Raw genomic sequence first — 24,914 nt, 5'->3', positions numbered from 1 at the left:
ACGCTACTGTGTCGATTTCCGCCTCGCCTTGTGGACCAGCGGGCAGTCCTCGGTCGAGTTCTTCACCCGGCAGCGTTTCACGATCCTGCCGAGCGACCGCCTCATCTGTTGCAGGCTGCGAACCCGGCCCTCGATGTCGGCGATCTTGGCCTCGGCCCGCTGGCGAACGTGTTCGCAGGTTGAGGCGGCGAACGATAGCTCCAACAGTTCCCGGATTTCGGCCAGGGTGAAGCCGAGTTCCTTTGCCCGCCGGATGTAGTTCAGGCGCTCGACCGAGGCACCGTCGAACTGTCGGTAGCCGGACGAGCGGCGCTCCGGCTCCAGCAGCCCTTCCCGCTCGTAGAAGCGGATCGTTTCGATCCCGGTTCCCGAGAGCTTGGCAACCTCGCCGATCTTCATGAGCTTCATAAGTCGCACCGTATCACGGAGGCATCTTACAGTCTGGAGTGTACTACAGAGTCAAGCCTCTTTTCCGAAAGCCCATAGACGGGCGTGATACGACCCCGCTGGCCGCCTCGTTTCGGCCGTGCATCAAATCACAACCGAACCCCGCCGACCACGCCCAGATAAACAGGCCACCGAGCATCTTCATGGTGACCGACGTGTCAGTTTACGGCAGGACGTGGTGAGGGATCACAGCGGAAACAGGCACCATTAACGAGTGGAACGAAGATCGAAGTCGCCGCCGTGAGTAAAACGTCGGTGGGACATCATCGGGCGGAGGCAGAGATGGGCGAGAAACGAGACACGTCCGGGAAGCACACCCGTCCGAAGACGGCCCCTCGGGGCAAGCGTTACCTCTGTGCCAAGTGTCGGAAGCGCAGCCCGAGGCCGGTCTTCACCCCGGCCCCGTGGTACTGCCCGAACTGCCTCGAGGACAAGGAGTAGGCCCGATGGCGTTTGACGAATCCCTCGCCGCCCGCATCCGTGATGCCCTGGCCCGCCGTAAGAACGTCGAGGAGAAGAGGATGTTCGGCTGCGACTGTTTCCTGCTGAACGGCAACTTGCTCGTCGGCGCGTGGAAGGACTCGCTCATCGCCCGCCTCGGCCCCGAGGAGGGCGAGGCGGCTCTACTGGAGCCGCACGTCAGGGTGTTCGACATCACCGGCAAGCCGATGCGGAATTGGGTGCGGATCGAGCCGGAAGGCGTCGAGGACGATGAGCAGTTGGCGGGCTGGATCGAGCGGGCGCTAAAGTTCGTGGAGATGTTGCCGAAGAAGTGAGCGATGAATCCGGGCAACTTCGATTCACCCTTCTTCCCACAAATCGAATAGACTGCATTCACGATAAGGGTGGGGTGTTTGGTCCCCCTCCCCGTGAGTGCTCAGGAAGCGTTTCGGTGGTCGTGCATGCGGTTGACCAACCCGGCGATGGCTCGAACCCGTGCCGCGTGACCGGCTCGGGCGTGGCGGTTCACGTGCGCCACCGCGCGGAACCGGCGCAACCGCCCGATCGCGTGCTCGACTACGATCCGACGGCGGCTGAATGCCCGGTTGTACTTCCGATCCTCGGGTGGGCGCTCCTGCCCGCGCGGCTTGCGGCGCGGCGCCGCTCCCAACCCCGTCGGGTGCAACGCACCCATCCCGACGTAACCCAGATCACCGATCCCACCGACCCCCTTCGGGAGCCGCTTCAGCAGCCGTGACTTCTTGAGCCGCTTGATATCCGCCCACGGCCCCGGCACCGAGTCGGACACGTCTACGATCCGTCCCGAGCTCTCGTCCACGGCCACCTGGCTCTTGAGCGTGTGGGCCTTCTTCTTGCCCGAGTAGTACGCCCGCTGACGCCTCTTGGGGCGCTGGGTCCGCTGCTCGAAGCTGTCGATCACCACCGCGAGCCCCGGGGTGTCATTCAACAGGGCCGGCAACCGCTTGCGGCGCGGGGCACCCGGGTCCGGCATCCGCATCGTGTCCCGACCGGCCCGCTCCAACACCGGCACGCACCGGGTCCGCACCCGACTGGCGGTCGAGTCGGACACCCCGAACCGGAACCCGAGCACCTCGTTGGTCGGGTACTGGCGCAACCAGATGACCGTCCGCAGCAGTTGGTCCGCGGTGCTCAGATCGAAGTTGTCGCCGCCCCCGACCGCGCGTTGACGGTTGGGTCGCTCGAGCCCCTTGCGGTGCCCCGCTTCGACCGCCGGAACCAGGTCCGCGGCCAGCGCGTCGAACACCGCTACGGGCAATCCCGTCAGGTGCTCAAACACGATCGGGTGCTTCCGCAAGTGATCCAGACGCGCGATCATCGGAGTATCCACGAGGGCCAGGTTCGTACACCTACACTACGAATTCACACCTATCGTGAATGCCATCTAATACCTTGCCAGATGCGAGTGTCATGGTGACAGCACACGCACCGTTCAGAACTCGTAGCTCGTTGCCGACTTCGTAGATCAGTACATGCCAGTGCTTCACTGTGAGTGGCAAGATTTCGCCTGTTGCCAACGTGACGGAGGGATTCAATCGTATCCCATCCAGTATTTGCATGTCGCCGTCGTGGGACGGGAGTGGTCCGACATTTTTCAGGGAGCCAACGATCCGCCCCTCCACGGGCTGATCTTGATGGGAGTCATTTGCCCGAAACGTGCCACCCTTCATGGCGAACATCTCACCACTCGTCAGCCGCACTTTCCCGGCCTTGCTGTCGAGCAGTTCAATTTCTAGCCAGCGGCCGTCATCGGAGACGATCCGAATTCTGGTTCCCAGCAAGCGTTCGTCTGCGAGATCGAGGGTGTGGGTCTTCTCGTGATGCTCCATGAGCTTGTGCATCACGTCTTCAACGAACTGGCGTTTTTCGTATTCGTCCATCGGGTAGTACCTCCCGCAGTTGCGATCCTGGTCGTGTATTCTGAGAGTCTACGGCCTTGCCGCCGTTGCAAGCGGCGAGGCCGTAGTCCTCTTCTACCATCTCACTCGAACGCCATCGTTCCGGTCGTCAGTTCGATCTCGGCGGCTCGGTCCTCGACGGAGCGGAACGGCGACCCGGCGACGAGTTCGTAGCGCTCCGCACGGGTGAACCACACGGCCAAGCCGCCCGTGTTGTGGTACGCCCCGGCGGTCGTCGTCCGGGACGGCACTTTCGCCCGCACGCCGAGCGACCCCTTCCGGCCCGTCGTGCGCCAGCCCTTCGACTCCATGATGATCCGCACGACGACGCCCACGGCCTGACGGAAGCGGGTGGTCACATGCCCGTCGTTGGTGCGGAAGAACTGGTCCACGTCCTGCCGGTGTTCAAGCTCTCGCACCACCCCGGCCAAGGCCGGCCGGTCGTGGTGGAGTTCGCTATCGACCAGCCGTTGTTGGCGGGCGGCGTCCTCGAAGAACGTCAGGATCGCCGGGAACGAGATGCGGGTGTCGTTCATCACGTCGGCGAAGCGGCGACCCTGGTGATCCTGGGCGAAGTCTTGAGCGAGCGGCATGATTCTCTCCTTTTGGACGTTCAAAATCTGTAGGTTCAAATTATGCCGAATCAGATGCCGCTGTCAACCGCTTTTTCTTGATTTGCGCAGAAGTGCTTTTCTAGCCAGTCTTTACGCAAGCCACAGGGCAGCATTCTTGGCCTGTGGGGAGTCGAAGCCGCCCCAATCACTCGACAGGAGGAGGACAACGGACAATGCGGAGGAGATCGGTTTGTCGGGGAACTGATCGAAGCGGTAAGGCACTCGGACAAGGTGAGTCGGCTCCACAAGCGGAAGGTCGTGCAGGTCGCCGGAGTTGGGACTTCAGGCGATCAGCCGCTCAACCATCAGGCCGAGCAGCGTCTTCATGCTTGTCCGGTGCGTCTCCTCCTTGAACGACCGGGCCACGCACTCGAACGTGGAGTCGTGGAACCAGAAGATGAAGTGGGTCCGCTCCCGGCAGCTTTCGGGCCGGTAGCAGCGGTGGACGCTGTTGATCGCTTCGAGTTCCTTCAACCAACGGGAGCTCACCACCCGCTGTGCTGTATAGCCTTCCAACCCTCTGCCGTTGAGCGGGTGGCCCTCGAACACTTCGTCGTTTGGCGCACCCAGCCTCGCCGAGATGCAGCCGACGAACTCGACCAAGCCCAGCGGTTCCGGCTGCTCGTCGGCGGGACTCTTGATGGTGACGTAGCTCCCGTCCCAGGCCGGGTCCGGCTCATTCAGGAGGAACGCCAGCAGCGCTCGGTTGTCGTTCACCAACAGGTGCGGCATGGGAGCGCCAGCGTCCCACTTCAGCGGGAAGTCGCACGGTTCTGCGTACTCTTCGCCCTTCGCCGCCGCCACGAGACGTTCGAGCCGAAGGACTTCTTGATGGGCGGCGTGGTACTCCTCCCACTCACCGCCCTGGTGCTTCGGGGCAAGGGCGGCAATTGCCTGCTGACGCCGTTCTTCGGCGGTCCTGAGTTGTCGTTCAAGGTTGTGGATGTCGCTCATGGATCGACTCCCCTGCATCAACCCGACTACCCGGTAAGGGCCGAGTCGCACCGTCACACGATAAAATACTCGACAACAAGGCGTCGGGTCGAAGGTGGAGTGAGCTATGGCAGTCGTTGACCGCAGCACGTTTGAGAACATCTACGCTGGGCAGCCCCGCTGGGAGATCGGCAGGCCGCAGAAGGTGTTCCTCGACGTGGCCGACCGGATCACCGGGTCGATCCTCGACTCCGGGTGCGGTACAGGCGAGAACGCCCTGTACTTCGCCAGCCGGGGCCAGAAGGTCACGGGCATCGACTTCCTCGCCGAGCCGATCCAGCGGGCGAAGGCGAAAGCCACCGAGCGTGGCGTGACGGCGACCTTCCTGGTCATGGACGCCCTGGCCCTGAGGGAGTTGCCCGAGGTTTTTGACAGCGTGATCGACAGCGGGCTGTTCCACGTCTTCGGCGACGACGACCGACGACGATACGTCGAGGGGCGGGCGTCGGTGCTGAAGCCGGGCGGGCGGCTGTTCCTGCTCTGCTTCTCGGACGCCGAGCCGGGCGAGCAAGGACCGAGGCGTGTGTCGAAGCAGGAGATTGAGGACGCCTTCGGCGAAGGCTGGACAATCGAGTCTGTCGAGCCGACCCGGTTCGAGGTTCGACCCGACCCGAAGGACATCTCGTTCAGCGAGGGTGGCCCGAAGGCGTGGCTCGTGGTGGTACGACGGGTGGGATGAACTTTGCTCTCGTCACCAGCCGAGTATCGTTCAGAACATGGGCCTCGTCATGGGCCTGAAGTTGGGCCTCAACATGTACCCCTTCATGTACCTCGTCATGTCCCCTCCAACTCGGGTGCTTTTGGGGATCGGTAGTTCCGCATCAAGCTGGCGTCAAATATCCGGGCGTCCCCAGGTCGGTACGCATCTGCCGTAAAACAAGGACTTGCGACTCTTGCCATTCGGCGACCGCCGAGGGATCGTCCTCACCAGTCAAAATGGCGTCAAATATGAGCTACGCCCAGATCGGCACACGGTTGGCGTTCCGGCGATGAGTTTCCGGGTCGAACAGCTTGATGTCTCCCTCTCGAACGGCAGCCCGATTCAGGACGTGTGTCGCACTCGCCGACCGGATGATCCGATGCCGAACCCAGGAACGGCTACGACAGAGATTCATCCTCGTCTCGACGGTCGAACTCGGCCGGGGTCAGCACCCAGGTCAGCCGGTCGAGGAGCGAGCGAGCGTTGTCGGGGTGCAACGAGAAGTTGAAGTGGCCCCAACCCGAGGCGGTGGTCGGCCGTAGCGTGAGGACAATGACTGGCCGAGCGGCGGACGAGGCCACGCCGGTCGTGACGGACAGGGCTTCGGTGACGGTGTTTTGTCGCTGGCCCTACATGGCACCCTCGGCTAAGAGTGACGGCGTAACGACCAACTGACCGGTGTCAGCGAGGATTCTTGTCGTGGGGTGGAACGAGGTGTGGTTGATGAAGTCGGAATCGAGGTGGCAAAGTGTACCGAAATTCTTACCGAATTTGTCCGCAAAAAATGTCCGCAGCAAACACTGCCGTAAGTCCTGATTTATCAAGGACTTAAAAGAGCGGGATACGAGAGTCGAACTCGTCTCACAGCCTTGGGAAGGCTGGGCACAACCGATATACCAATCCCGCGTCTCAGAGATTTTAATCCGCGTTCCGCTACGGGCAAGTCTACTTTTTGATTCTCTTCCTAGGCACCCCTCGCCCGCGGGTGGAAAACACGTTCCCCTCGTCCCGGGGAGTGCGTAGATTAGTTAAAGCGTCGTTGCCCGTCTACCCCGGAGACCGCCATGCGTCGCCACGGGATGCTGTTCGCCGTCGCACTGCCGCTCGCCGCGCTGCTGCTCGTTCCGGTCCGCGGGGACGACCCCGTTCCGGTGCCGATCAAGCGCCCGGCCCGCCCAATAGCCGGTGGAACGACTACCACCACGAACACCCAACTGACCGACGAGTCCGCGCTCAAGGAAGTCGGGCTGTCCGCGACCGAAGCGGGACCGCTCATCGACTACTTGAAGCAGCGCACGCTCACCGAAGAGGACCAGCACAAGATCGGTGAGGTCATTGCCCGGTTCGGGGCCGACGATTTCGAGGAGCGCGTGAAGGCGACCGCCGATGTCGAGAGGTTCGGCCCCGCCGCGATCGGGCCGCTGAAGACGGCCGAAAAGAACACGGACGCCGAGGTCGCGTACCGGGCGCGGCAAGCGCTCAAGCGCATGGAGAAGGTGCCGCACTCCCGGGTCGCGGTCGCCACCGCCCGCGCCCTCGCGAAACTGAAGCCGGACGGGGCCGCGGCCGCGCTCCTCGGGTTCCTCCCGCTGGCGGACTCGGACGAAGTGGCCGAAGAGATTCAGGTCGCACTGGTCGCACTCGCGGTCCGTGGCGGCAAGGCCGAGCCCGCGCTCGTCAAGGCGCTCGACGACAAGTCGGTCCTCTGCCGGTCCGCGGCCTACGTCGCGCTCATCGAGGGCGGTCCGGCCGCGGAGCGCATCCGCATCAAGGACGCCTTCCCGCTCGTGAAAGCGGCCCTGGCCAAAGAGCCCGACGTGGACGCCAAGTTCCGCGGGACGTGGGCGCTGCTGCTCACCAGTCGCGAAAAGGAGTTCGTCCCCGCGCTCATCGACATGATCCCCAAGTTGCCCCGGGGCCGGATCTGGCAGCTCGAAGAGTTCCTCCTCCAGGCGGCCGGGGACGGCAAGCCCAACGCGCGGTTCGGTAAATCGGAAGAGTCCCTCACGAAGGCCAAGGACGCCTGGGCCGGGTGGTGGAAGGAGAAGGCCAACGGCTTCGATCTCGTGGCGTTCGCGTTCACCCCGCGCATCACCGGGTACACCGACATTATCGAGCAGGACGTCAACTTCGGCCGGTTCCAGCTCGTGACCCTGGGACCGGACCAGAAGGAGAAAGTGAAGATCGGCGCCGAGGGCGTCAACCAGTTGACGTATCCGACGGACGTGAAGAAGCTCCCCAACGGCAACTACATCATCGCCGAACAGAACGCGAACCGCCTCACCGAGCGCGACTCCACCGGGCGCATCGTGAAGAGCACGAGCGTGAACTACCCCCTCAACATCGACCTCATGTCGGACGGCGGGATGGTCGTGGTGTCGCGCAACCAGGTGGTGCAGTACGACAAAAACATGAAACAGGTCTGGCTCTACACGCGCCAGCAGTACGACATCATGGGCGGGCACCGGATGCCGAACGGCGACGTGGTGTTCATCACCCAGTTCAACGGTAACAACCAGCCCAACGTCTTCCGCGTCGGCGCGAAGGACGGAAAAGAGGTCGGCAAACCGCTCACCCTCGGCCGGTTCCAACAGTACCAGTCCATCGACTCGGTGGGCGACGACAAGATCCTGGTGTGCGAGTCCAACCGCGTGGTCGAGTACGATCTAAAAACCAGCAAGGAAGTCTGGAAGTACGACACCAACAATGCGTCGTCGTGCCAGCGCCTGCCGAACGGGAACACCCTCATCGGGTTCATGTACTACGGCAACGGGGGCTCGGGGCGCGCGATCGAGGTGGACCCGTCGGGCGAGATCGTTTGGGAGTACAAGTCGAAGGACGGGCTGCAAGCGATCCGCGCGGTCCGCCGCTAGTTGCCCTTCGGTAGGGTTCCGAGATCCGGGTCCGGGAACGGTTTATCCGGCTTCGGCCCCGGCCCCGGGGGAGCCGAGTTCCCGCCCGGGCGCGGGTCGGGAACCGACGGGGGCGGGGAGTCGCTCTTCGCCCGACTCGGGAAACAGTTATCAAGGAACCCCGCGATCGGGGCGTTCGTACACCCGGTCAGTAGCGCCAGAGGCGCGCAAAGAACGAGACGTTTCATACCCCGGGCATAGCGTCGGGGCAGGGTTCAAACAACCCGATCCCCTAATCCCGCCGCGGGATCGGTGAATAGCACGCCGCGTCCCGCCATCTACACAAGTGCCGTCCCCGTTTCTGTACCCTTTCCCACCCAAAGGATCGACCCATGAAGGTGCTGTTCGTCGCTGCCGTGGCCGCGCTCGCGAGTTTCACGGTCGTCGGCCACGCGGAGGACAAGAAGGTGACCGGCCCGCTCGCCTACAAGATGAAGGACATCGATGGCAAGGACCTCGAACTGTCGAAGTTCAAGGGCAAGGTGGTCCTGTTCGTGAACGTCGCCAGCGCGTGCGGGCTGACCAAGCAGTACACCGGGCTGCAAGAACTGTACGAAAAGTACCAGAAGGACGGGTTCGTGCTGGTCGGCGTCCCGGCCAACGAGTTCGGCAAGCAGGAACCGGGTTCGGACGAAGAAATCAAGAAGTTCTGTGACACTAATTACAAGGTCACGTTCCCGATGCTGTCGAAGGTCGTCGTGAAGGGCGACGGGCAGGTTCCGCTGTACAAGACGCTGGTCGAGGCCACCCCGAACGACAAGGGCAAGGTCGAACAGGTGAGCTGGAACTTCGAGAAGTTCCTGATCGGGCGCGACGGCAAGGTGGTCGCGCGGTTCAAGCCGCAGGTCGAGCCGAACGCGCCGGAACTCGTGAAGGCGATCAAGGCCGAACTCGATAAACCGGCCAAGTAAGCACCGAGGAGAGTAGCGACCGGGAAGTCACGGGCCGCACCGCGGCGCTGGCTTCCCGAGTCCCCGGTATGGTTCCGCTCACCTGGCACTTCCGCGACCGCACGCTCCACATCGGCCCGCGCCCGCTGGTGATGGGTATCGTAAACGTCACCCCGGACAGTTTTTCCGACGGCGGGAACTTCCGCGATACGGCAGCCGCGACCGCACACGCCCTGCGCCTCGTCGCGGAGGGCGCCGACATCCTCGACATCGGCGGCGAGTCCACGCGCCCCGGCGCGGAGCCGGTTTCGCTCGCGGACGAGTTGCGCCGGGTGGTTCCCGTGGTCACGGAACTGGTGGCGCGCACCAGCGTGCCGATTTCCGTGGACACGATGAAGGCCGAGGTCGCGCTGGCGTGCCTCGAAGCCGGCGCCGCGATCGTCAACGACGTGTCCGGGTTCCGCGACCCGGCGATGATCGAGATCGCGAAAATGTTCCGCGCGGGCGCGGTGGTCATGCACATGCGCGGCGATCCGACCACGATGCAACTGAACCCGCAATACACCGACGTTGTCTCAGAAGTAACGGACTACCTCCAAGAGAGGTTGCGGGTTCTGGGGGAATCCGGTATCCCACCCGAAGCCGTGTGCCTCGACCCCGGCATCGGCTTCGGCAAGACGCTCGATCACAACCTGGAACTGCTCGCGAACCTGAATTCGCTCGCGGGTTTGGGGCGCCCGGTATGCCTGGGCGTGTCGCGCAAGGGGTTCATCGGAAAACTCTGCGGGCGCGAACTGGCCGCGCGCGACCCGGGGTCGCTGGCGATCGCGTCCTTTGCTGCGGCACGCGGGACCGCACACGTGCTGCGTGTCCACGATGTGGCAGGCGCACGGGATGCGGCGATCCTACTCGAAGCCATCGATCAACACCGACGCTGAGGCTCTCTCGTGTCCGCTCTCCCTCCGAGTTCCGCTCCCCAAGACGAGTTAGGCGCATTGTGCCTGGGACTGGCGCAGCGCGCGAAGACCGCGGCCCGCGTGCTCGCGACGGTTTCGACGGCGGCGAAAAACCGCTGGCTACTCGCCGCCGCGGACGCACTCGAATCGCACCAGGACGAACTGCTCGCGGCGAACGCGCGCGACGTGGAGGCCGCGCCCGGCTTCGGTCTGAACGCCGCGGCTATTGACCGGCTCACGCTGAACCCGAAGCGCATCAAATCTGCAGCCGAGGGGTTGCGCCAGGTCGCAACACTACCCGATCCCGTGGGAGAGGTGCGGGAAGCCACTCAGCGCCCCAATGGGCTCCAGATACTGAAGGTCGGCGTACCGCTGGGTGTCGTCTTCTTCATTTACGAATCACGGCCCAATGTCACAGCAGATGCGGCTGCGCTGTGCGTGAAAAGTGGTAACGCGGTCATTCTTCGCGGTGGGAAAGAAGCGATTCACTCGAACACGGTGCTGCACCGGCTGTTGAGCGATGAATTAACACAGTGCGGGTTACCCGCCGACGCGGTCCAACTCGTGCCGACCACCGACCGACAAGCCGTCGGGCACCTGCTCGCGATGAGCGAATTCATTGACCTCGCGATCCCGCGCGGCGGGAAATCACTGATTCAGCGCGTCGCGGCCGAAGCCCGGATGCCCGTCATCAAGCACTTCGACGGCGTGTGCCACGTGTTCGTCGATGCCGCGGCCGACTTGGTGATTGCCGAGCGCATCGTGGTGAACGCGAAGTGCCAGCGCCCGGGTACCTGCAACGCGGCCGAGAGCCTGCTCGTTCACGCGGCGGTGGCGGAGGAGTTTTTGCCCAAAATTGGTGCTACGCTTGCGAAACAGGGGGTCGAGCTGCGCGGGTGCGAACGAACCCAGAGGCTCGTACCCCACGCGAAGCCCGCGACCAACGACGACTACCGGACCGAGTACCTCGACCTGATTCTGTCGGTTAAGGTGGTCGCGGACCTTGATGAAGCGGCGCGGCACATTGAAACGTTCGGCTCGCACCACACGGACGCGATCATCACGCGCGACATCAGCACCGCCCGCGCGTTCACCCAGCGGGTGGATTCCGCCGCGGTGATGGTGAACGCGAGCACGCGGTTCAACGACGGATTCGAGCTTGGCTTGGGCGCAGAAATTGGTATCAGCACGGACCGATTCCACGCGCGCGGACCGTGCGGGCTGCGCGAACTGACGACGTACAAGTTCATCGTGACCGGGGACGGTCACGTGCGCGAGTAACGGTGGCACGACGGCGTAGTCGGCACTCTGCCGACCTACTTCGGGTGTGACAGATGATCTACGGCGCGTTGATCCTCGTTGTGGCGGGCGTGCTGTTCTGGCGCGCGTACCGGCACCCGCGCCCGCGGCGCTGGCTGTTGCCGAGCCGGGCGCTCCCACGTGCCATCGCCGCGGTGGACCGCCAGCACCGGCACCTCCAGGCCGGCGGACTGCTCGGCGAGTCCGCGTGCGAAAAAACGAAAACTCACTTCCGCGAGTTACTCGAAGCCGGGCGCGCCGACTTGGTCGAACGCGAATTGCACGCGGGACTGGATTTCGCCGTCCGCGTGCGCGCGCTCACGGACCTCGGAACGCCCGCGGCCGCCCGCCTTCTTGAGCGCCAACTCACTCGTGAACTGACGCCCGATCCGGTAGAACGCGCGTGGTACTGGGTGGACGTCGCGTCCGCTCTGCGCCGGCTGAACTACGCGGAAGCACTACCGACCGTGCTCCATTGTGCCGAGACCGCGAGCAACTCGCCGCAAGGCGCAGTGCTCGCTTCCGAAGCGGTCTGTTTCACGAACTTCCCCGCAGTTCTGCGCCACCCGAACCGTACTCTGAGCCGTCGGGCGCTCCAGGCACTCACCACCGCGGCTCGCGCAACGCGGACGGGCGCGGTCGAGACGCCCGCACTAATCCAGGCCGGGTTGGGCGATACTCTCGCCGACCTGACGAGTCGTGCCGATCTGTGTGCCGACCCGTGGCTCACTAGCGCCCTGATCGAAGCCGAGCGCTACTTCCGGCGCCTCGGGCACTGGGCGCGGTTCGTTCCGCCCGACGTTCGCGCGCTGGCCGCGCGCCAGGAAGTGCGACTCGGGGGCACCTCCGAACACCGACTGAACTGGCTCGGGGGCGCCTCCCCTCGCTTACTCGCGCGCTTCGCGAGCGCGGACACCGACGAACAGGGCGTCGCGCTCCGGTGCCTGTTCGAGTTGCGCGCGGACGTGACGAAGTTGTTCCCGCACCTGCCGGATCGCCGCGCGCCGTGGTGGACGGACGCGATTCGCGCGTTACAGTGGTCGCACTCGTCCGTGGTCGGCCCGGTCCTCGCGGGGCAGGCCGCGCACTACTCGCGCAAAGCCCGGCACCACGGGCGCGCCGCGGTCGTTCTTACGGCGCTGCGAGGGCACGCCTGTTACGAAGCCGAGCGCGTGCTACTGCGGACCGCAACCGCCACGAACCCGGCGCTGCGGAACGCGGCCATTGGTTCGTTGGGTTGGTGGGCGCCCTTCGACCCAAATAATGTTGTGGGTGCCCTGCGCGCCGCACGCGCGGATTCGGACACGGAGACGCGCCGGGCCGCGGTGTCCGCGCTGGCGCGATTGGGCGAACGGTCCGCGCTCGCGGAGATCACAACCGGTCTGGACAGTGAGGAACCCGCGATCCGCCAGGACGCTGCCGCCCGCATTGCGGCGGAAGAATTGTCGTGGGCGTGGCCGGACCTGGAAACCGCGGCCGAATCGAGCGACCCGGACACCGCACTCGCCGCTGCGGAAGCTCTCGAATCCCTTCGCGAGCGTCTCTTCGGCTTCGCCCGCTGATCCGCTCAACTTCCCCAACCCCGCGCGCCGATAAATACGGAGGATTCACCTGGCGAGGCGGGGGGTCGAATGCGAATCGCAGCGCGCCTCGCGATGCTCTGCGCGGGTCTTTCGTTCGTCGGGTGCGGATTCGCGCAGAAGCCCTACACGAACGATCCGCTCTTGCGACGCGGACGGGCGGTGTGGCTCTCGCGTGATCCGGTCCCCGCGAATCCACCGTTCCAACCGTCCGTGATCGAACCACCTTCTCCACCCGCCGAGTTAGTTACTTCCCCGTGGGAGTGACAGCAGTAACTGCCACGGTCCCGTTATCGTGGCCGGTGACGACGAACTTCCCGTCGGGACCGAACGCCACGCAGTAGCCCGGGTTCTTAATCGCCTTCGTGAACTTCGGCTTGTCCGCATCGAGCGCCCACACCGTGATTTGCCCCGAGTAGCCGCACACCGCCGCCGTCTTCGCCTTCTCCGACCACGTGATCGCGTAGGGGTCGTCGGTGGTCGGGCCGAGCTTCTTCGTTTCCTTCGCGTCCACCACGTTCCACACGCGAATCGTGCGGTCCATCGACGCGGACACCAGCACCTTGTCGTCCGCGAACGCGATCGACGTCACCGGTTGCTCGTGCCCCTTGAGCTGCTTCAGTTCCTTCTGGTCCTTCACGCTCCAGAGCTTGATAAGGCTGTCCTTCCCCGCGCCCGCGGACGCGAGCGTCTTCCCGTCCGGGCTGAACGCGACAACGTACACGGACCCGTCGTGCGCGCCGAGGTTCTTGATTTCCTTACCATCGGCCGGGTTCCACAACCGCACCGACTTGTCCGCACCGGCGGTGGCGAGCGTCTTTCCGTCCGGGCTGAACGCGACCGCGTCCACGATGTCGGTGTGGCCCTTCAGCTCGAACTTGGTTTTGCCGTCGGTGACGTCCCAGATGCGAGCGGTCTTGTCCTGGCTCGCGGTGGCAACGAGCTTCGCGTCGGTGGGGTGGAACGCGACCGCGTACACCGGCCCGGTGTGTCCGGCGAGCGCCTTCTTCTCTTTGAGCGTTCCGTCCGAGGCGAGATCCCAGAGCTTCACCACGTTATCGAAACCGGCGGTCGCCAGGGTCTTGCCGTCGGGCGACACCGCGACCGAGTGAACGAGCGCGCTGTGCGCCTTTTGAGGAGTCGGTTGGGCGCCGGCGGAAGACATTGTGGAGAGAATGCCAACGAAGAAAAGTGCGAAGCGCAGGCGGGTCATAGCAGGGATCTCAGAGAGTAATTCGGGCGGGACCGACATTGTGAGCACTGCGCGCGCGGAAGACAACCCAATTCGACGACCGGGATCAGAGCCGGTCGAAATGAAACAACTAACCGGGGTTACGGCTTCTTTCCGAACGGCAGCCCGAACGGGAATATCCCTCCACCGGGCTTCGGGTTCGTGCCGGGCGCGGGCATGTTGGGGAACAACTTGCGGAGTTCCCCTTCGAGCAGATCCTTCCCCACGTCCTTCGCACTTTCGCGGGCCAGTGCAATTACTGCGTCGTTGAACGCCTTCGGATCGAGTTCGGGTTTCGTCAGCGTCCCTCTCACCGGCACCTTCACGACCTTCCCCGCGACGGCTTTCATCAAGACGGGATTGTTCTTGAGCAGGGGCATTTCCTTGGGCAGCGGCACGTCCACGATGAGGTCCAGCGTGTCATCGAAGCCCACGGAGCCGTTCGTGTGGAACGTGGTGCCCGAAATGCGGATCGCGAAGTTCTGGTGGTACACCCGCCCGTTCGCAACCTGAACCGGCACGGTCGAGTCGTTCACGAGGGTCATTGTGGTGGCCTTCGCACCGAGCACCGTCGCGATTTGGGCGACCACCGGGCTGAACCCCACTGTGGCCTTGTGAATCACGAGTGAACCCTTCATGTTCGTCTGATTGACGTCCGCGAGCGAGATACGGGCGTCCTCAATGTTCGCGGAGATTTCGCCCGAAGCCTCCCCGGTGTTCGCGATGGCGGGTAGCGCGTACCCGAGCGCGCTGGCCGTTGCTTGCGGGGTGAGTTTGGCGCGGTCGATCACGTTCCCCTTCGCGAGCGTCATCACCGCCGGGGTAGTGCCGAGTTCCAGAGTCGGCGAGAGTTTCACTTTCCCGCCACCGAAGGTCGCCTCCAGCGGCGCGACCTTCGCCACCCCGCGCGCCATCTTCGCGTTCAGTTCGCCGGTACCGATGTCGAAGCCGTAAGCCCGCATCGAGTGCCAGCCGACCGCGACCTCGCCGTCCAAAGTGGCGAAGAGGCTCGGGCCACTTGGAGCCGCAGGAGCTTTGGGCGCGGGCGGGTTCGCTGTCGGTGCCTTCAGAACGATCGGCCCACCGGTCTTCGGTTCGGGCTTCGGAGGCACGGGAACGGCGGCCACCTTCTGGCCGTTCGGTTCGAGTTGCCCCGCGAGGTAGAACCCGCGCGAACCGCTACCGGTCGCGTTGAAGGTCGGGCCGACGAACCCGCGCGCTAGCGGTGTCAGTTTGTCCCAGTCGTAGCGCAGCGTGCCGTTGAAGTTCACGTCGCGCGTGTCACTGATTTTTTCGAGCTTGCCCTTCGCGTCGACGACCAGGCCGGGGCGCTCGGCCTTCGCGCTCTTGATCGTGACCGCGTCCGAGGCGCTGCTGAATGAACCATCCGCTTCGAGATGCAATGCTTGCTCGAACCAGACGTACTTGTCCTTCGGGCCGTATCCGAAGTCGGTCACGTCCAGCGTCCCGCCGAAAGTCGTCGTGTCGCCGCTCGAACGAAATCGGAGCGGACCGGTCCCACGACCACTGAGCGCGTCCGACCCATTTGGGTCGACGTACAGTTGCACGACCTTCCCGAGCCGATTCAGATCAGCGACGCACTGCCCGATGCCGCTAATCGCAACGTCACCGTTTGTTTGCGGCTCGAAGCTGAGCGTACCCCCAGTGACCGAGAGCGGGGCGGAGTTGATCGTCAGTTTGGCGATGGTTGCGGTGCTGGTGGCGCGCGCGAACGTCAGATCGCCGACCCCGTCCATTTTCGGCTCGTCGAGCGCGATCCAGCGGGAGAGTTTCGGTTTCGTGAGTACAACCGCGAGCCGGTCTATGGTTACGTTGTCGGTGGTGAATTTCGCCCGCCCGCCGGCATCGATCGAACCGCTGAGTGGGAAGTCCGGGAGCTTGACGACCGCTGCGACGCGGGCCTTCCAGCGTGCGAGATCGCCCGTGAGTTTCACATCAGCGCTACCGTTCGCGAGTTTATGAATATCGCTCACGGGTTCGCTCAGCGTCAGGCGCAGTTCGTCGCCCGACGAAGTGAGAACGGCCGACGCGGTCGCGAGTTGCACCGTGCCGGTATCGGGCGCCACGCCCGTCACCTGGAACCGGAAGTCCAGCGCCGGTTCCTTCAGTCCCCTTCCCTGTTGATCGTGAACCGCGAAGTCCTTGAGCGCGACGGTAGCCTCCGCATTGAATTTCCCGTCGCGCCCGCGGTACGTGCTCAGCGTCGCGTCCGCGACACCGGCGAGTGTGAAGCCTTTCAGATCCACGAAGTCCGCGAGGCGGGCGCTCAGCTTTTCCAGGTAGACAGTCGCGGCGGCGCGCAGCCGTTCGGGATTGATCTCCGCAATCACCGCGACACAATCCGACTTGCAAACGAGCCGATCGACGGTCGGCAGCCCGCCCTTCGCGTAGCGGGCGGCGAAGTCAATTTGCAGCGGCTGCTCCCACGCAATCGATTTCCCGTCGCGCACGCCCCGAAGCGTGGTCGTGTTGACCTTCCCGTCCCACACGGTCGTGTTCGCGTCCGCCCGGCTCACGAGTTCGAGGTCGAGTTTGCCCTCGCGCAACTCGGTCCCTTCCTTCAGTCGAAGTACCTTCGGGAGTTTTGCAGCCAGCTTCGCGATATCGACCTTCGCATTCACCGATGCGCCGGCCCGCGTGAGGAGCGCTTCCACCGGTTCGTCCGGGTCGAACGTCCCGCTCGCCGAAACGGTCCCCACCTCGCACGCGAGATCGAATTTGCGCACGCGGAGCCCGCGCCCCGCGAGTTCGAGATCGATCGGCAGTTCGGCCGAATCGAGGACGAGCCGATCGCCTTTGAGCCACGGCCCGGAGACCGCGAGTTGCGCCGCGTTCGCCTTTCCGGAAACGGTCAGCGCCAGGCGCCCGGCCGAATCCTTCCCCCAAGTCACCCGCAAATCGGTACCGACCGTTCCCGCGAGTCCCAGTTCGGGGTCGATTCGCTTTAAGAGCGGTGCGAACGTATCGAGTGCCAAGCCCGCAGTCACGAACTTCGCGGAGCCGGTAGCGCCGATCGTCGCCTCCGCGTTGATGCCCCCCGTTGCTGCGGTCGCGGTGATCGCGATCGGTTCGGACCGGTCCGCGGGGATCTGAACGTTCGCGTTGATGTCCTCGACGCTCGTGGTCTTGTCCGCTTCCGCGTCAACGATCGTAACCATACCGCCGACAATTTTGACACTCACAGGAGTCCGCGTCGGAGCGGGGTCCGTGTTCTCCTTGAGGTATTCCGCGAACGTACTTTCGAGAGTAGTCGTCCCCTTTTGACAAACAACAGTGATGACCGGTTTCTCAATGGTGAACTCGCCCGGTTCGCCCTGGTTGCGGGCGAGCGATATCAGCGATTTTTGCGATTCGATCTTCGCGGCGCTGATGATCGGCCGACCCGTTTCGTCCTTGATGACCACGTCGCGCAACTCGACCGACGAGAACCACCCGAGCGACGCGCCGCCGACCTCGACGGACCCGCGCACGTCCGCGAGCGCTTTCCGCGCGAACCGGTTGCGCAAATCGGTCTTCGCAACAATTGTGGGAGCGAACCACGCACCGACGAGTAAGAGCGTAACGAGCGGAAGGAGCCGAACGAACCACCGCCTCCGGCGCGGTGGAGGGGGCACCGGGCGCTTCCGGGGCGGGAGCACCTTGCGAGGGGGCGGGGGAACGGGTTCGGCGGACATGCGGTGCCTCCTGCGCGAGCGGGCGCAACCGTGCGCATTCGACTCCATCGGCCAATACTAAATTAAGTCGAAAGTCGAAAGTGCGAAAGCAAGAAATGTGCGAAAAATAGGCCCGGCACAATCCGAAAACCCGGTGCCGCGACTCAGTGATATCGCGGCACCGGGCAAACGATCGCTTTAGCGCCCGAGCGTATCCTTGAACAGCGCGAGCATCTTCTTCCACGAATCCTCGTCGGCGGCCTTATCGTACTTCATGCCCTTGATGTTCACCGCGTCCGCGCCGGGCACGGTGAAACTGTGAACCACGTCCTTGTACGCGACGAAGTCGTACTTGGTCCCGGCGCCGTCGAGCGCGCCGCGGAACGCCTTGATCGAGTCCTCCGAAATGAACGTGTCGGCCGCGCCGTGGCAAACCAGCACCTTCGCCTTGATCGCCTTCGCCTCGTCACCGGTCGGCTTCGGCAGTGCCGCGTGGAACGTGGCGACGGCTTTCAGGTCGGCCCCGGTGTACGCGAGCTGGAGGCACGTGCTCCCGCCGAAGCAGTAGCCAATGGCCGCGATCTTGTCGCCGTCCACGTTGGGCTGCGCCTTGAGCTGCTTCAACCCGGCCTCCGCGCGCCCGCGCCACACTTGCACGTTCTCGCGGACCAGCCCGGTCATCTTCCGGGCATCGTCCGGGTGTTCGGTCGTTTTGCCGTCGCCGTACATGTCCACCGCGAACGCGACGTACCCGAGTTCCGCGAGCTTCTTGCACCGGTCCTTCGCGTAGTCGTTCAGGCCCCACCACTCGTGAACGACGAGTACGCCGGGGCGCTTCTCCTTTACCGCGTCGTCGTAGGCCAAAAAGCCCTTCAGTTTCACGCCGTCGAACTCGTAGTCGACCACTTTCGTAACGACCGCGGCCCGGGCCGCGCCGCTCAACGCGAGAACGGCGGCGGCTGCCGCGATGAATCGGGTCGTGCTCATCTGGGTTCCCCACTAGGATTCGGGCGAGACGGGTCCGTGCCGGTCAGATTCGGACCGGGCCGGCGCACACGGTGCGCCACCCGGCACTCACGTATTCTGGCAACTGCCGGGTGAGCGCGGCCAGCACCGGCCCGGCCAAGTAACCCAGCCCGGTCACAATGACCGCGAGCCACACCCAGTCCTGCGTTTGGAACGGTACCGGCGTCACGAACGGCCACCAAAGGGCCGAGCACTCGGGGACGTACCAAACAACGAACTCCAGTGCGTACCCGTCCGGAACGTACCGGATCAACCCGGACTGCTGGTACACCAGCCCGCACAACGCGACCCACCCCGAGAGCACGAGCGCGAGGAGCGTCAGCAGGTTGGCCCCCGTGCTCGCGCGCCCGGCCCCGGCGGTGCGCCGGGCGAGAACCAGGGCCGCAACGAAGCACCCGAACAGGAAGAAGCGCGGCCCCCAGAACCACCCGCCGGCCCAGCACCACCACTTGGAGTACATGAGCACGACGCCGACCATGAACCCCATCCACCCGCGGTACACCCACCGGAGCCGGTCCTCGTCGCCCGCGGGCCGGTCGGGGTCCGCGGGCAGCGGCAGGAACAGCGCGGGCACGAAGAAGATGAGCCCCTTACCGAACGAAAACAGTACCGAGAGCAGCCCGAAAAACAGCGGGTAGCTGAACTCCCACTTGCCGGAGTACGGCAGCACCGTCGGCACCCCGTGGTCCCCGTCGTACCCGGTGAACCACAAGTCGCCGCGGCGGACGTAGTTCTCCAGGAGCCACAGACCGAAGGCGATCGGTGGCAGGGCCAGGTACCGCAGGCGCCGGGTGCGGGCCACCAGCACCAGCGCCGCGCACGCCAGCCCGCCCATCGTCCCGGGCAAGTTGACCGCACCGGCGACCATGAGCGGCACGCCCCACCACGCCCCCCGGATCATGAACGCGGCCATCCCGAAGGACACCACCACGCAGGTGAACGTTTCACCGCCGAAAAACATAAGGTGGTGCGGGATCATCGAGACCATCGCCAGAGCGACAGTAAACCGCGCGCGCTCGACAACAGATAGTATCGGCCGAAACAGCCACCAGAACCCGACGCACGCGGTCAGCAAGACGACGCGGTTAAAGTGCCACACCCACCGTTCCAGTTCGCCCAGCGCCCGGCCCAAGTAATACAGTGGGGTCGCCAACAGTGGCCCCACCATCGAGAACTTTTCCTCGGTCTTGTGACCGGTCAGAATCCGGTTCATGTCTTGGAACCGCACCACGTCGTCGCCCATGCGATCCTGGGGCAAGTACAAGACAAAAATGGCACCTACGAGGAGGACAAACGCGGCAGCGGGATGAATGCGGGCGGACGGCAACGGTATTCCCTCCAAACAAGCGCACGTCTGCTCGAGGCGTGGGGTGGTGATACGGACCGGCCCCGCACGCGACTACGGGGGCCAGAGCTGCCAGCGCGAACCGCGCCCACCGAACGCGCCCCCGTGGGTGCGCGAAGCGAGTACCGCCCGCGGTCGAATCCCCCGTGCCGCAAAAGTAAATCGAGTGACTCGGAGCGAAAAAGGGCGTCGCCGATACTGATAGGCGCCACAGCGACGACCCACGCGCCGACGAAGACAACGGAGTAACCCGGCACTCGGTGCGGAAACCAAACGAACACAAAAACCGTAGCCGCGATCCGAGGAACACGTTCCCCCGAATCGCGGCTACGGCTCTTTGTGAAACGAGTTCCCCGTCCTTACGAAGCGAACTCACCCGGCGATGTCACCGGCCAGTTTCGCAACCACCTCGTGCGTGAGGGCGAACGCGATCTGCTCGCGGCTGCTCTCGGTCCGCGATGCGCTGAAGCGCCGGACGTCCGCGCGGCCCGGCGCGTGCAACCGGACCTCGTAGTACGCGACGCGATCGCCCTTCTTTGCGGGTGCCGCGCTCCGGAGGAGCGCTTCCCCGCGGGCCTCGTCCACTTCGATCAACTTGAGCGGTTCCAACAACCCGGCCGCGCGCCGGGCGACGCCCTCGGCCCACGCACGAAGCGTGAAGTCGGCGGGCGCGTCACCGGTGCGGGCGAGGGCCAGTTCCCACACCAGGCACGAAAGCGAATCGGTCTTGTCGGCGGTGAGTTGGACGGTCCACCCCGCGGTCGGGAACGACCCGCCCCACGAGTGGCGCCCGTCGCCGGCCGGGTGCCACTCACTTAGCTTTGGGAGCAGACTTTCGGTTAGCGTCATCGGTCCCTCCGGTAATTTGTTGGGTGTGTTCGGTGCCGTCGAAGCTCAGCACGGTGGGCTGACCGTCGCTGATCGTTTCCAGGTGAACGGGCCGCGACCAGATGTACTGAAGGTTGGTCAGCACGTCGCGCGCCTCGTCTACTTTCAAATCTACCCCATGATGCTCGTGTCGCAACAGCAGTTCACCGCGGTTGCGGTGGTTGCCGTCGAGCACGTAGATCCACGGCTTCCCGAAGTTCGTGAGGCTGAAGAGCAGGCGCTGCTTGACCTTCTGGAACTCCCGGCTCTCGATCACGTAATTCTGCGTCGGCTCCTGGTAGTTGAACGAGAACAGGTTGTATTCCTTGCAAAACTCGGGCGTCAAGAACGTGTCGATAAAGGTAATATCGCTGTGGATCTTGCGGACCTCGAAGATTTTCTGCCGCCCCAGCCCGAGTTTCTTGTTCCAGCGCCGCTTTTCTTCCATGTCCGTGCAGTTTTCCCACTCGGGTCCGAACTGCCCCATGTTCCACCGGCGCTCGACGTCGCGCAGCAGTTCGATGCCGACCTTGTACGGGTTGAGCCGGCGCGAGCTGGTCGCCATCGTGCCCGAGTGGTGGTCCGCGTAATCGATCACCTCCGACGGGTCCAGCACCTTCTGCGTCATGATGGTGCTGTGCCAGAAGCTCGCCCAACCTTCATTCAGTATCTTCGTTTGAGCTTGAGGATAAAAGTAATAAGCCTCGTCCCGGATAATACTGAGCATGTCGCGCTGCCAATTCTTCATCGGGGCGTTCTCGATGAGGAACAGCAGGACGTCCTTTTCCGGGTGCTCGGGGAACCGCGCCGCGCGCGCGGAGTTCGCCCGCTTGCTCTCCTCGTCTTCGGCCTTGAGTGCGCCGCGCGGGTTGATGTAGTCGGCCATGTACGACTTCGCCTTGAACCGCGGCGCGACGTTTTCCTCGGCGGGATCGTCGCCCGTGGCTTGGGGGCTGAAGTCGTACTTGGAGTGGTCGTCGCGGCGCTTGATCGCGACCGAGTGGATGTCGATCAGGTCGTCGATGGACATGCACCGGTCCATGAACGCTTCGACCTCGTCCTCGCCGAACCGCTCAACATAGTGCCGGATGCGGGCCGCGTGGTTCGCGATCTCGTCCATCATCTTCCGCGTCGTGTGCCCGAAGTACGCATTGTTCTTGAAGAAGTCGCAGTGCCCGTACACGTGGGCCATCACCAATTTCTGATCGACGGTGTGGTTGCACCGCATCAGGTAGGCGTAGCACGGGTCATTATTGATGACCATCTCATAGATCTTCGAGAGGCCGTACTCGTAGCCCTTCTTGAGTTCCTCGTACTGCATCCCGAAGGACCAGTGCGGGTAGCGCGTCGGGAACCCGCCGTAGGCCGCGATCTCGTTCAGGTCGTCGGCGTCCACGACCTCGAAGATGGTTTCGTAGAAGTCGAGACCGTAGTCGCGCGCGTAGCCCTCGATCTCGTCCTTCAGGACTCGGAGGTGGGGGGGTAAGTTGGTGTTGTAAAAGCCCAGGTTCATCTGCGACTCCTTCGAGCTGTTACTCCATCATACACGAACCGCGTGGCCTTCTGAATGAAGGGAGCCGGGCTTCTCGCAAGAATGAGCCGCTCTGTCTCAGCGGTTGCCCCGCTCCGGCGCCTGCCACTTACCGCCCCAATCCATTTCGAGTTTGCGGAGGAACTGGCTCCACTCGTCCCGGGAGCGCGTCGGTGGGAACGGCCTCGGGCGCACGGGTGTTTCCGATCCTGCACCCGGCACGAGCGCAACTTCCCCACTCGGCCGCACTTTCGCCACACGAACGGGCAGCCAAGCGTGAAGGTTTTCCGGGTCGATCTTGATCCGCGCGCCGGGACCGTCGATTTCCAGCCCGCGAACCGCGTTCGCCACCGCCGACGGATCAACACCACGAGCCGCGGTAGCGGCTTTCGCCCACAAATAGACGCCCGAATAAGCCGCCGCCATCATGTCGCTCGCGGGCCGATCGCTGCCGTACTTCGCACGAATCCTTTGCACAAAGGCACGGCTCTCGGGGCGGTCCACCGTCTGGAAGTAACTCGCGACCAAGTAGTCGTCGGTCATGGCACGCGGGTCCAGTCCGCGGACCTCGTTTTCGGTGATGCTGACCGAGAGTGAGGTAATGTTCGGCACGCCTTGTTTCGGATCACGCAGTTCGCGGAAGAAAGCTGCATTTGTGGTGCCGTTGATCGTGTTGATAACGACATCGGCGTTCGCGTTCCGAACGCGCGCAATCGCATTAACGACAAGCGGCGAGCCGAGTGGAACGAACGCCTCGGCTACCACTTCAATATCGGCACCGGCCGCTTTGCGCTCCGCGACGCGGTCGCGGATGATCGCGTGCGCCGTGCGAGGGAACACGTAGTCCGAGCCGACGAGCGCGATACGTTTCTTCTTGAGCGTGTCGATCACAAAATCGACAGCCGGAATGAGTTGCTGGTTCGGTGCCGGCCCTAAATATACGATGCGCGGCGATTCCTCTAACCCTTCGTACTGCACGGGATAGAAGAGCAACCCGGCGTTGCGCTCGAATACGGGGCGCACGGCCTTACGAGACGCGCTCGTCCAACACCCGAAGATAACCGCCGCGCGCTCTTCGGTCAGCAACCTCTCGGCCTGACGCGCGAATTCGTCCGGGTCGGACTTTCCGTCCACAACAACCGGTTTCAGCGGGCGCCCTAATACCCCGCCCGCGGCGTTGATCTCTTCGATCGCGAGCAGTGTCGCGTCGATGACCGCGTTCTCACTCACGGCCATCGTGCCGCTCTGAGAGTGAAGCACGCCCACAACAATCGGTTCGACCGGAGCCGCCTGAACCGGCTGATTCTGCATCGCCCGCCAGCCGATAAACGCAGACAGAGCAACGATAACGGCCAAACCCGAGCACACGAAAATCGCGCGCCGGCGGTGAACGCGATCGGTGTGCGGTTCGTAGGCAACCGGTGCGCCGAGCAGTGTGTCGCTTTTGCCCGGCGCCAGTGTATCGGCACCGATGGGCCGAGTTTTCGCGGGTGAAAGCAGCGGCGGCGGAGCCGATCCGGACAGGGTCGCGATCGCGTCATCGAGTTCCGCCACGACTTCCGCAGCGGACTGAACGCGGTCCTCGGGCTTCTTTTCCAGTAATCGCAGCACGAGTTCATCGACCGCGGGCGGTACGGTCGGGTTCTTCGCGACGATCGGGTCGGGAGCCTTGCTCGCCAGCGCGGACATTACGGCCAGCGCGGACTTCCCCCGAAACGGCAGTTCGCCGGTCAGCATGACGTACATCACGCACCCGAGCGAGAACAGGTCCGCGCGCGAATCGACCTCGTGGCCCGCGGCCTGTTCCGGGGACATGTAGTTCGGCGTCCCGACAATGAACCCCGTACTCGTCAGGCTGGTTTCGTGGTGCAGGCGCCGCGCGAGGCCGAAATCGAAGATGCGGGCGCGTTTAAATGTCCCACCTGGCCCACTGGTTTCGATCCAAATGTTCGCGGGCTTGATGTCGCGGTGAATCAACCCTCGAACGTGGGCCGCCATCAGCCCCGCGGCCGTGTCGCGTGCGATGATGAGTGCGGTCCGGAGATCGACCAGCGTCGGGCGCTCGATACGAGACTGGAGCGTTTCGCCAAACAGTAGTGGCATCGCCAGAAACGGGAGGCCGCCGGCTTCCCCGACACTCAGCACCGTGACGACGTGGTCCGACGGGATTTCGGCCGCGGCCCGCGCTTCACGCAGAAAGCGCTCGCGGCTCTCCGGGTCGGCTGCGAGTTCCGGCTTGAGCACTTTGAGGGCAACCGGGCGCCCGAGGGCGACCTCTTCGGCCTCGAACACGAGACCCATTCCGCCGGAACCGAGTAGACGAATGACACGGTAGTTCCCGAACCGCCCAAGTTCGCCCGGAACCTGACGCGGTTCAATGAACTTGTACTGGCGGGCACCCGGCGACACCGTGTCGCCCGTGGGGTGCAGCCCGGGCTGCGTCTGTTCGGCCGAATCCGGATCGCTCATGG

22 protein-coding genes and 1 tRNA gene are annotated in these 24,914 nt (G+C 64.1%); 9 read left to right on the top strand and 14 right to left on the bottom strand.

What is annotated here, in order from left to right; translation table 11 throughout:
- Nucleotides 1-3 precede the first annotated feature (3 nt).
- The gene (locus tag VT84_RS24030; protein ID WP_204249637.1) at nucleotides 4-399 is read right to left on the bottom strand and encodes a heavy metal-responsive transcriptional regulator; all 396 of its coding nucleotides are present in this window, start codon (nucleotides 397-399) and stop codon (nucleotides 4-6) included.
- Nucleotides 400-729: 330 nt separating this feature from the next.
- Here VT84_RS24030 and VT84_RS38865 point away from each other — a divergent pair, with 330 nt between their 5' ends.
- On the top strand, nucleotides 730-888 hold the full coding sequence (locus tag VT84_RS38865; protein ID WP_157469780.1) for a hypothetical protein: 159 nt from the start codon (nucleotides 730-732) through the stop codon (nucleotides 886-888).
- A gap of 5 nt (nucleotides 889-893) precedes the next feature.
- A complete protein-coding gene (locus VT84_RS24025) occupies nucleotides 894-1,223 on the top strand; it encodes a TfoX/Sxy family protein (RefSeq protein ID WP_052552862.1) in 330 nt (109 codons plus the stop codon).
- Between the two features lie 101 nt (nucleotides 1,224-1,324).
- Here the strand turns inward: VT84_RS24025 and VT84_RS24020 are convergent, their stop codons facing one another.
- The 4 genes from VT84_RS24020 to VT84_RS24005 form a co-directional block, all read right to left on the bottom strand.
- Nucleotides 1,325-2,245: a transposase family protein gene (locus tag VT84_RS24020; RefSeq protein ID WP_082839812.1), complete on the bottom strand. Its 921-nt coding sequence runs from the start codon at nucleotides 2,243-2,245 to the stop codon at nucleotides 1,325-1,327.
- A gap of 31 nt (nucleotides 2,246-2,276) precedes the next feature.
- Nucleotides 2,277-2,807 (bottom strand): hypothetical protein, encoded by a 531-nt coding sequence (locus tag VT84_RS24015; RefSeq protein ID WP_082841271.1) that lies wholly within the window; start codon nucleotides 2,805-2,807, stop codon nucleotides 2,277-2,279.
- A gap of 101 nt (nucleotides 2,808-2,908) precedes the next feature.
- Nucleotides 2,909-3,418 carry a hypothetical protein gene (locus tag VT84_RS24010; RefSeq protein WP_052552859.1) on the bottom strand — a complete coding sequence of 170 codons (510 nt, stop codon included), beginning with the start codon at nucleotides 3,416-3,418 and terminating at the stop codon, nucleotides 2,909-2,911.
- Between the two features lie 303 nt (nucleotides 3,419-3,721).
- The gene (locus tag VT84_RS24005; protein WP_082841270.1) at nucleotides 3,722-4,393 is read right to left on the bottom strand and encodes a hypothetical protein; all 672 of its coding nucleotides are present in this window, start codon (nucleotides 4,391-4,393) and stop codon (nucleotides 3,722-3,724) included.
- Between the two features lie 106 nt (nucleotides 4,394-4,499).
- On the opposite strand from VT84_RS24005, the gene VT84_RS24000 reads away from it, so the two are divergent.
- Nucleotides 4,500-5,111, top strand: coding sequence for a class I SAM-dependent methyltransferase (locus VT84_RS24000; protein WP_082841269.1), 612 nt, complete (start codon nucleotides 4,500-4,502; stop codon nucleotides 5,109-5,111).
- A gap of 856 nt (nucleotides 5,112-5,967) precedes the next feature.
- Here the strand turns inward: VT84_RS24000 and VT84_RS38860 are convergent.
- Nucleotides 5,968-6,038, bottom strand: a tRNA-Gly gene (locus tag VT84_RS38860).
- A 158-nt stretch (nucleotides 6,039-6,196) separates the two neighbouring features.
- Between VT84_RS38860 and VT84_RS38855 the strand changes: the two genes are divergently transcribed.
- Nucleotides 6,197-8,005 (top strand): PQQ-binding-like beta-propeller repeat protein, encoded by a 1,809-nt coding sequence (locus VT84_RS38855; protein ID WP_157469778.1) that lies wholly within the window; start codon nucleotides 6,197-6,199, stop codon nucleotides 8,003-8,005.
- Here the strand turns inward: VT84_RS38855 and VT84_RS23985 are convergent.
- Nucleotides 8,002-8,232, bottom strand: a complete 231-nt coding sequence (locus VT84_RS23985) for a hypothetical protein (RefSeq protein ID WP_082841268.1) — start codon at nucleotides 8,230-8,232, stop codon at nucleotides 8,002-8,004. The genes VT84_RS38855 and VT84_RS23985 overlap by 4 nt on opposite strands.
- A gap of 144 nt (nucleotides 8,233-8,376) precedes the next feature.
- Here VT84_RS23985 and VT84_RS23980 point away from each other — a divergent pair, with 144 nt between their 5' ends.
- The 5 genes from VT84_RS23980 (at nucleotide 8,377) to VT84_RS38850 (ending at nucleotide 13,036) form a co-directional block, all read left to right on the top strand.
- Nucleotides 8,377-8,955: a glutathione peroxidase gene (locus VT84_RS23980; protein ID WP_052552850.1), complete on the top strand. Its 579-nt coding sequence runs from the start codon at nucleotides 8,377-8,379 to the stop codon at nucleotides 8,953-8,955.
- Between the two features lie 68 nt (nucleotides 8,956-9,023).
- Nucleotides 9,024-9,872, top strand: a complete 849-nt coding sequence (folP, locus tag VT84_RS23975) for a dihydropteroate synthase (RefSeq protein WP_082841267.1) — start codon at nucleotides 9,024-9,026, stop codon at nucleotides 9,870-9,872.
- Nucleotides 9,873-9,881: 9 nt separating this feature from the next.
- The gene (locus VT84_RS23970; protein WP_204249636.1) at nucleotides 9,882-11,171 is read left to right on the top strand and encodes a glutamate-5-semialdehyde dehydrogenase; all 1,290 of its coding nucleotides are present in this window, start codon (nucleotides 9,882-9,884) and stop codon (nucleotides 11,169-11,171) included.
- A 53-nt stretch (nucleotides 11,172-11,224) separates the two neighbouring features.
- On the top strand, nucleotides 11,225-12,751 hold the full coding sequence (locus VT84_RS23965; RefSeq protein WP_082841265.1) for a HEAT repeat domain-containing protein: 1,527 nt from the start codon (nucleotides 11,225-11,227) through the stop codon (nucleotides 12,749-12,751).
- A 69-nt stretch (nucleotides 12,752-12,820) separates the two neighbouring features.
- Nucleotides 12,821-13,036, top strand: coding sequence for a hypothetical protein (locus VT84_RS38850; RefSeq protein ID WP_052552846.1), 216 nt, complete (start codon nucleotides 12,821-12,823; stop codon nucleotides 13,034-13,036).
- Here the strand turns inward: VT84_RS38850 and VT84_RS23960 are convergent.
- The 7 genes from VT84_RS23960 to VT84_RS23930 form a co-directional block, all read right to left on the bottom strand.
- Entirely contained in the window at nucleotides 13,017-13,982 is a 966-nt protein-coding gene (locus tag VT84_RS23960) for a WD40 repeat domain-containing protein (protein ID WP_052552844.1), read from the bottom strand. The genes VT84_RS38850 and VT84_RS23960 overlap by 20 nt on opposite strands.
- Before the next feature lie 119 nt (nucleotides 13,983-14,101).
- On the bottom strand, nucleotides 14,102-17,695 hold the full coding sequence (locus VT84_RS23955; RefSeq protein WP_082841263.1) for a hypothetical protein: 3,594 nt from the start codon (nucleotides 17,693-17,695) through the stop codon (nucleotides 14,102-14,104).
- Between the two features lie 177 nt (nucleotides 17,696-17,872).
- On the bottom strand, nucleotides 17,873-18,661 hold the full coding sequence (locus VT84_RS23950) for a dienelactone hydrolase family protein (RefSeq protein WP_082841262.1): 789 nt from the start codon (nucleotides 18,659-18,661) through the stop codon (nucleotides 17,873-17,875).
- A 43-nt stretch (nucleotides 18,662-18,704) separates the two neighbouring features.
- Complete coding sequence (locus VT84_RS23945; protein WP_082841261.1) at nucleotides 18,705-19,943, bottom strand: hypothetical protein; 1,239 nt, start codon at nucleotides 19,941-19,943, stop codon at nucleotides 18,705-18,707.
- A gap of 474 nt (nucleotides 19,944-20,417) precedes the next feature.
- Entirely contained in the window at nucleotides 20,418-20,894 is a 477-nt protein-coding gene (locus VT84_RS23940) for a hypothetical protein (RefSeq protein WP_082841260.1), read from the bottom strand.
- A complete protein-coding gene (locus VT84_RS23935) occupies nucleotides 20,857-22,425 on the bottom strand; it encodes a SpoVR family protein (RefSeq protein WP_082841259.1) in 1,569 nt (522 codons plus the stop codon). Before VT84_RS23935 ends, VT84_RS23940 begins: the two co-directional genes overlap by 38 nt.
- Before the next feature lie 96 nt (nucleotides 22,426-22,521).
- Nucleotides 22,522-24,912 (bottom strand): transporter substrate-binding protein, encoded by a 2,391-nt coding sequence (locus VT84_RS23930; protein WP_157469776.1) that lies wholly within the window; start codon nucleotides 24,910-24,912, stop codon nucleotides 22,522-22,524.
- Nucleotides 24,913-24,914 lie beyond the last annotated feature (2 nt).

Source organism: Gemmata sp. SH-PL17 (assembly GCF_001610855.1).
Taxonomy (GTDB): Bacteria; Planctomycetota; Planctomycetia; order Gemmatales; family Gemmataceae; genus Gemmata; species Gemmata massiliana.
Note: the sequence above shows the minus strand (reverse complement) of the source record. Positions and strands in the feature narration are given on the sequence as shown.

Coding starts and splice junctions, on each gene's coding strand:
- VT84_RS24030 (WP_204249637.1), bottom strand. CDS start 399: ATGAAGATCGGCGAGGTTGCCAAGCTCTCGGGAACCGGGATCGAAACG.
- VT84_RS38865 (WP_157469780.1), top strand. CDS start 730: ATGGGCGAGAAACGAGACACGTCCGGGAAGCACACCCGTCCGAAGACG.
- VT84_RS24025 (WP_052552862.1), top strand. CDS start 894: ATGGCGTTTGACGAATCCCTCGCCGCCCGCATCCGTGATGCCCTGGCC.
- VT84_RS24020 (WP_082839812.1), bottom strand. CDS start 2,245: ATGATCGCGCGTCTGGATCACTTGCGGAAGCACCCGATCGTGTTTGAG.
- VT84_RS24015 (WP_082841271.1), bottom strand. CDS start 2,807: ATGGACGAATACGAAAAACGCCAGTTCGTTGAAGACGTGATGCACAAG.
- VT84_RS24010 (WP_052552859.1), bottom strand. CDS start 3,418: ATGCCGCTCGCTCAAGACTTCGCCCAGGATCACCAGGGTCGCCGCTTC.
- VT84_RS24005 (WP_082841270.1), bottom strand. CDS start 4,393: ATGAGCGACATCCACAACCTTGAACGACAACTCAGGACCGCCGAAGAA.
- VT84_RS24000 (WP_082841269.1), top strand. CDS start 4,500: ATGGCAGTCGTTGACCGCAGCACGTTTGAGAACATCTACGCTGGGCAG.
- VT84_RS38855 (WP_157469778.1), top strand. CDS start 6,197: ATGCGTCGCCACGGGATGCTGTTCGCCGTCGCACTGCCGCTCGCCGCG.
- VT84_RS23985 (WP_082841268.1), bottom strand. CDS start 8,232: ATGAAACGTCTCGTTCTTTGCGCGCCTCTGGCGCTACTGACCGGGTGT.
- VT84_RS23980 (WP_052552850.1), top strand. CDS start 8,377: ATGAAGGTGCTGTTCGTCGCTGCCGTGGCCGCGCTCGCGAGTTTCACG.
- folP (WP_082841267.1), top strand. CDS start 9,024: ATGGTTCCGCTCACCTGGCACTTCCGCGACCGCACGCTCCACATCGGC.
- VT84_RS23965 (WP_082841265.1), top strand. CDS start 11,225: ATGATCTACGGCGCGTTGATCCTCGTTGTGGCGGGCGTGCTGTTCTGG.
- VT84_RS38850 (WP_052552846.1), top strand. CDS start 12,821: ATGCGAATCGCAGCGCGCCTCGCGATGCTCTGCGCGGGTCTTTCGTTC.
- VT84_RS23960 (WP_052552844.1), bottom strand. CDS start 13,982: ATGACCCGCCTGCGCTTCGCACTTTTCTTCGTTGGCATTCTCTCCACA.
- VT84_RS23955 (WP_082841263.1), bottom strand. CDS start 17,695: ATGTCCGCCGAACCCGTTCCCCCGCCCCCTCGCAAGGTGCTCCCGCCC.
- VT84_RS23950 (WP_082841262.1), bottom strand. CDS start 18,661: ATGAGCACGACCCGATTCATCGCGGCAGCCGCCGCCGTTCTCGCGTTG.
- VT84_RS23945 (WP_082841261.1), bottom strand. CDS start 19,943: ATGGGCGACGACGTGGTGCGGTTCCAAGACATGAACCGGATTCTGACC.
- VT84_RS23940 (WP_082841260.1), bottom strand. CDS start 20,894: ATGACGCTAACCGAAAGTCTGCTCCCAAAGCTAAGTGAGTGGCACCCG.
- VT84_RS23935 (WP_082841259.1), bottom strand. CDS start 22,425: ATGAACCTGGGCTTTTACAACACCAACTTACCCCCCCACCTCCGAGTC.
- VT84_RS23930 (WP_157469776.1), bottom strand. CDS start 24,912: ATGAGCGATCCGGATTCGGCCGAACAGACGCAGCCCGGGCTGCACCCC.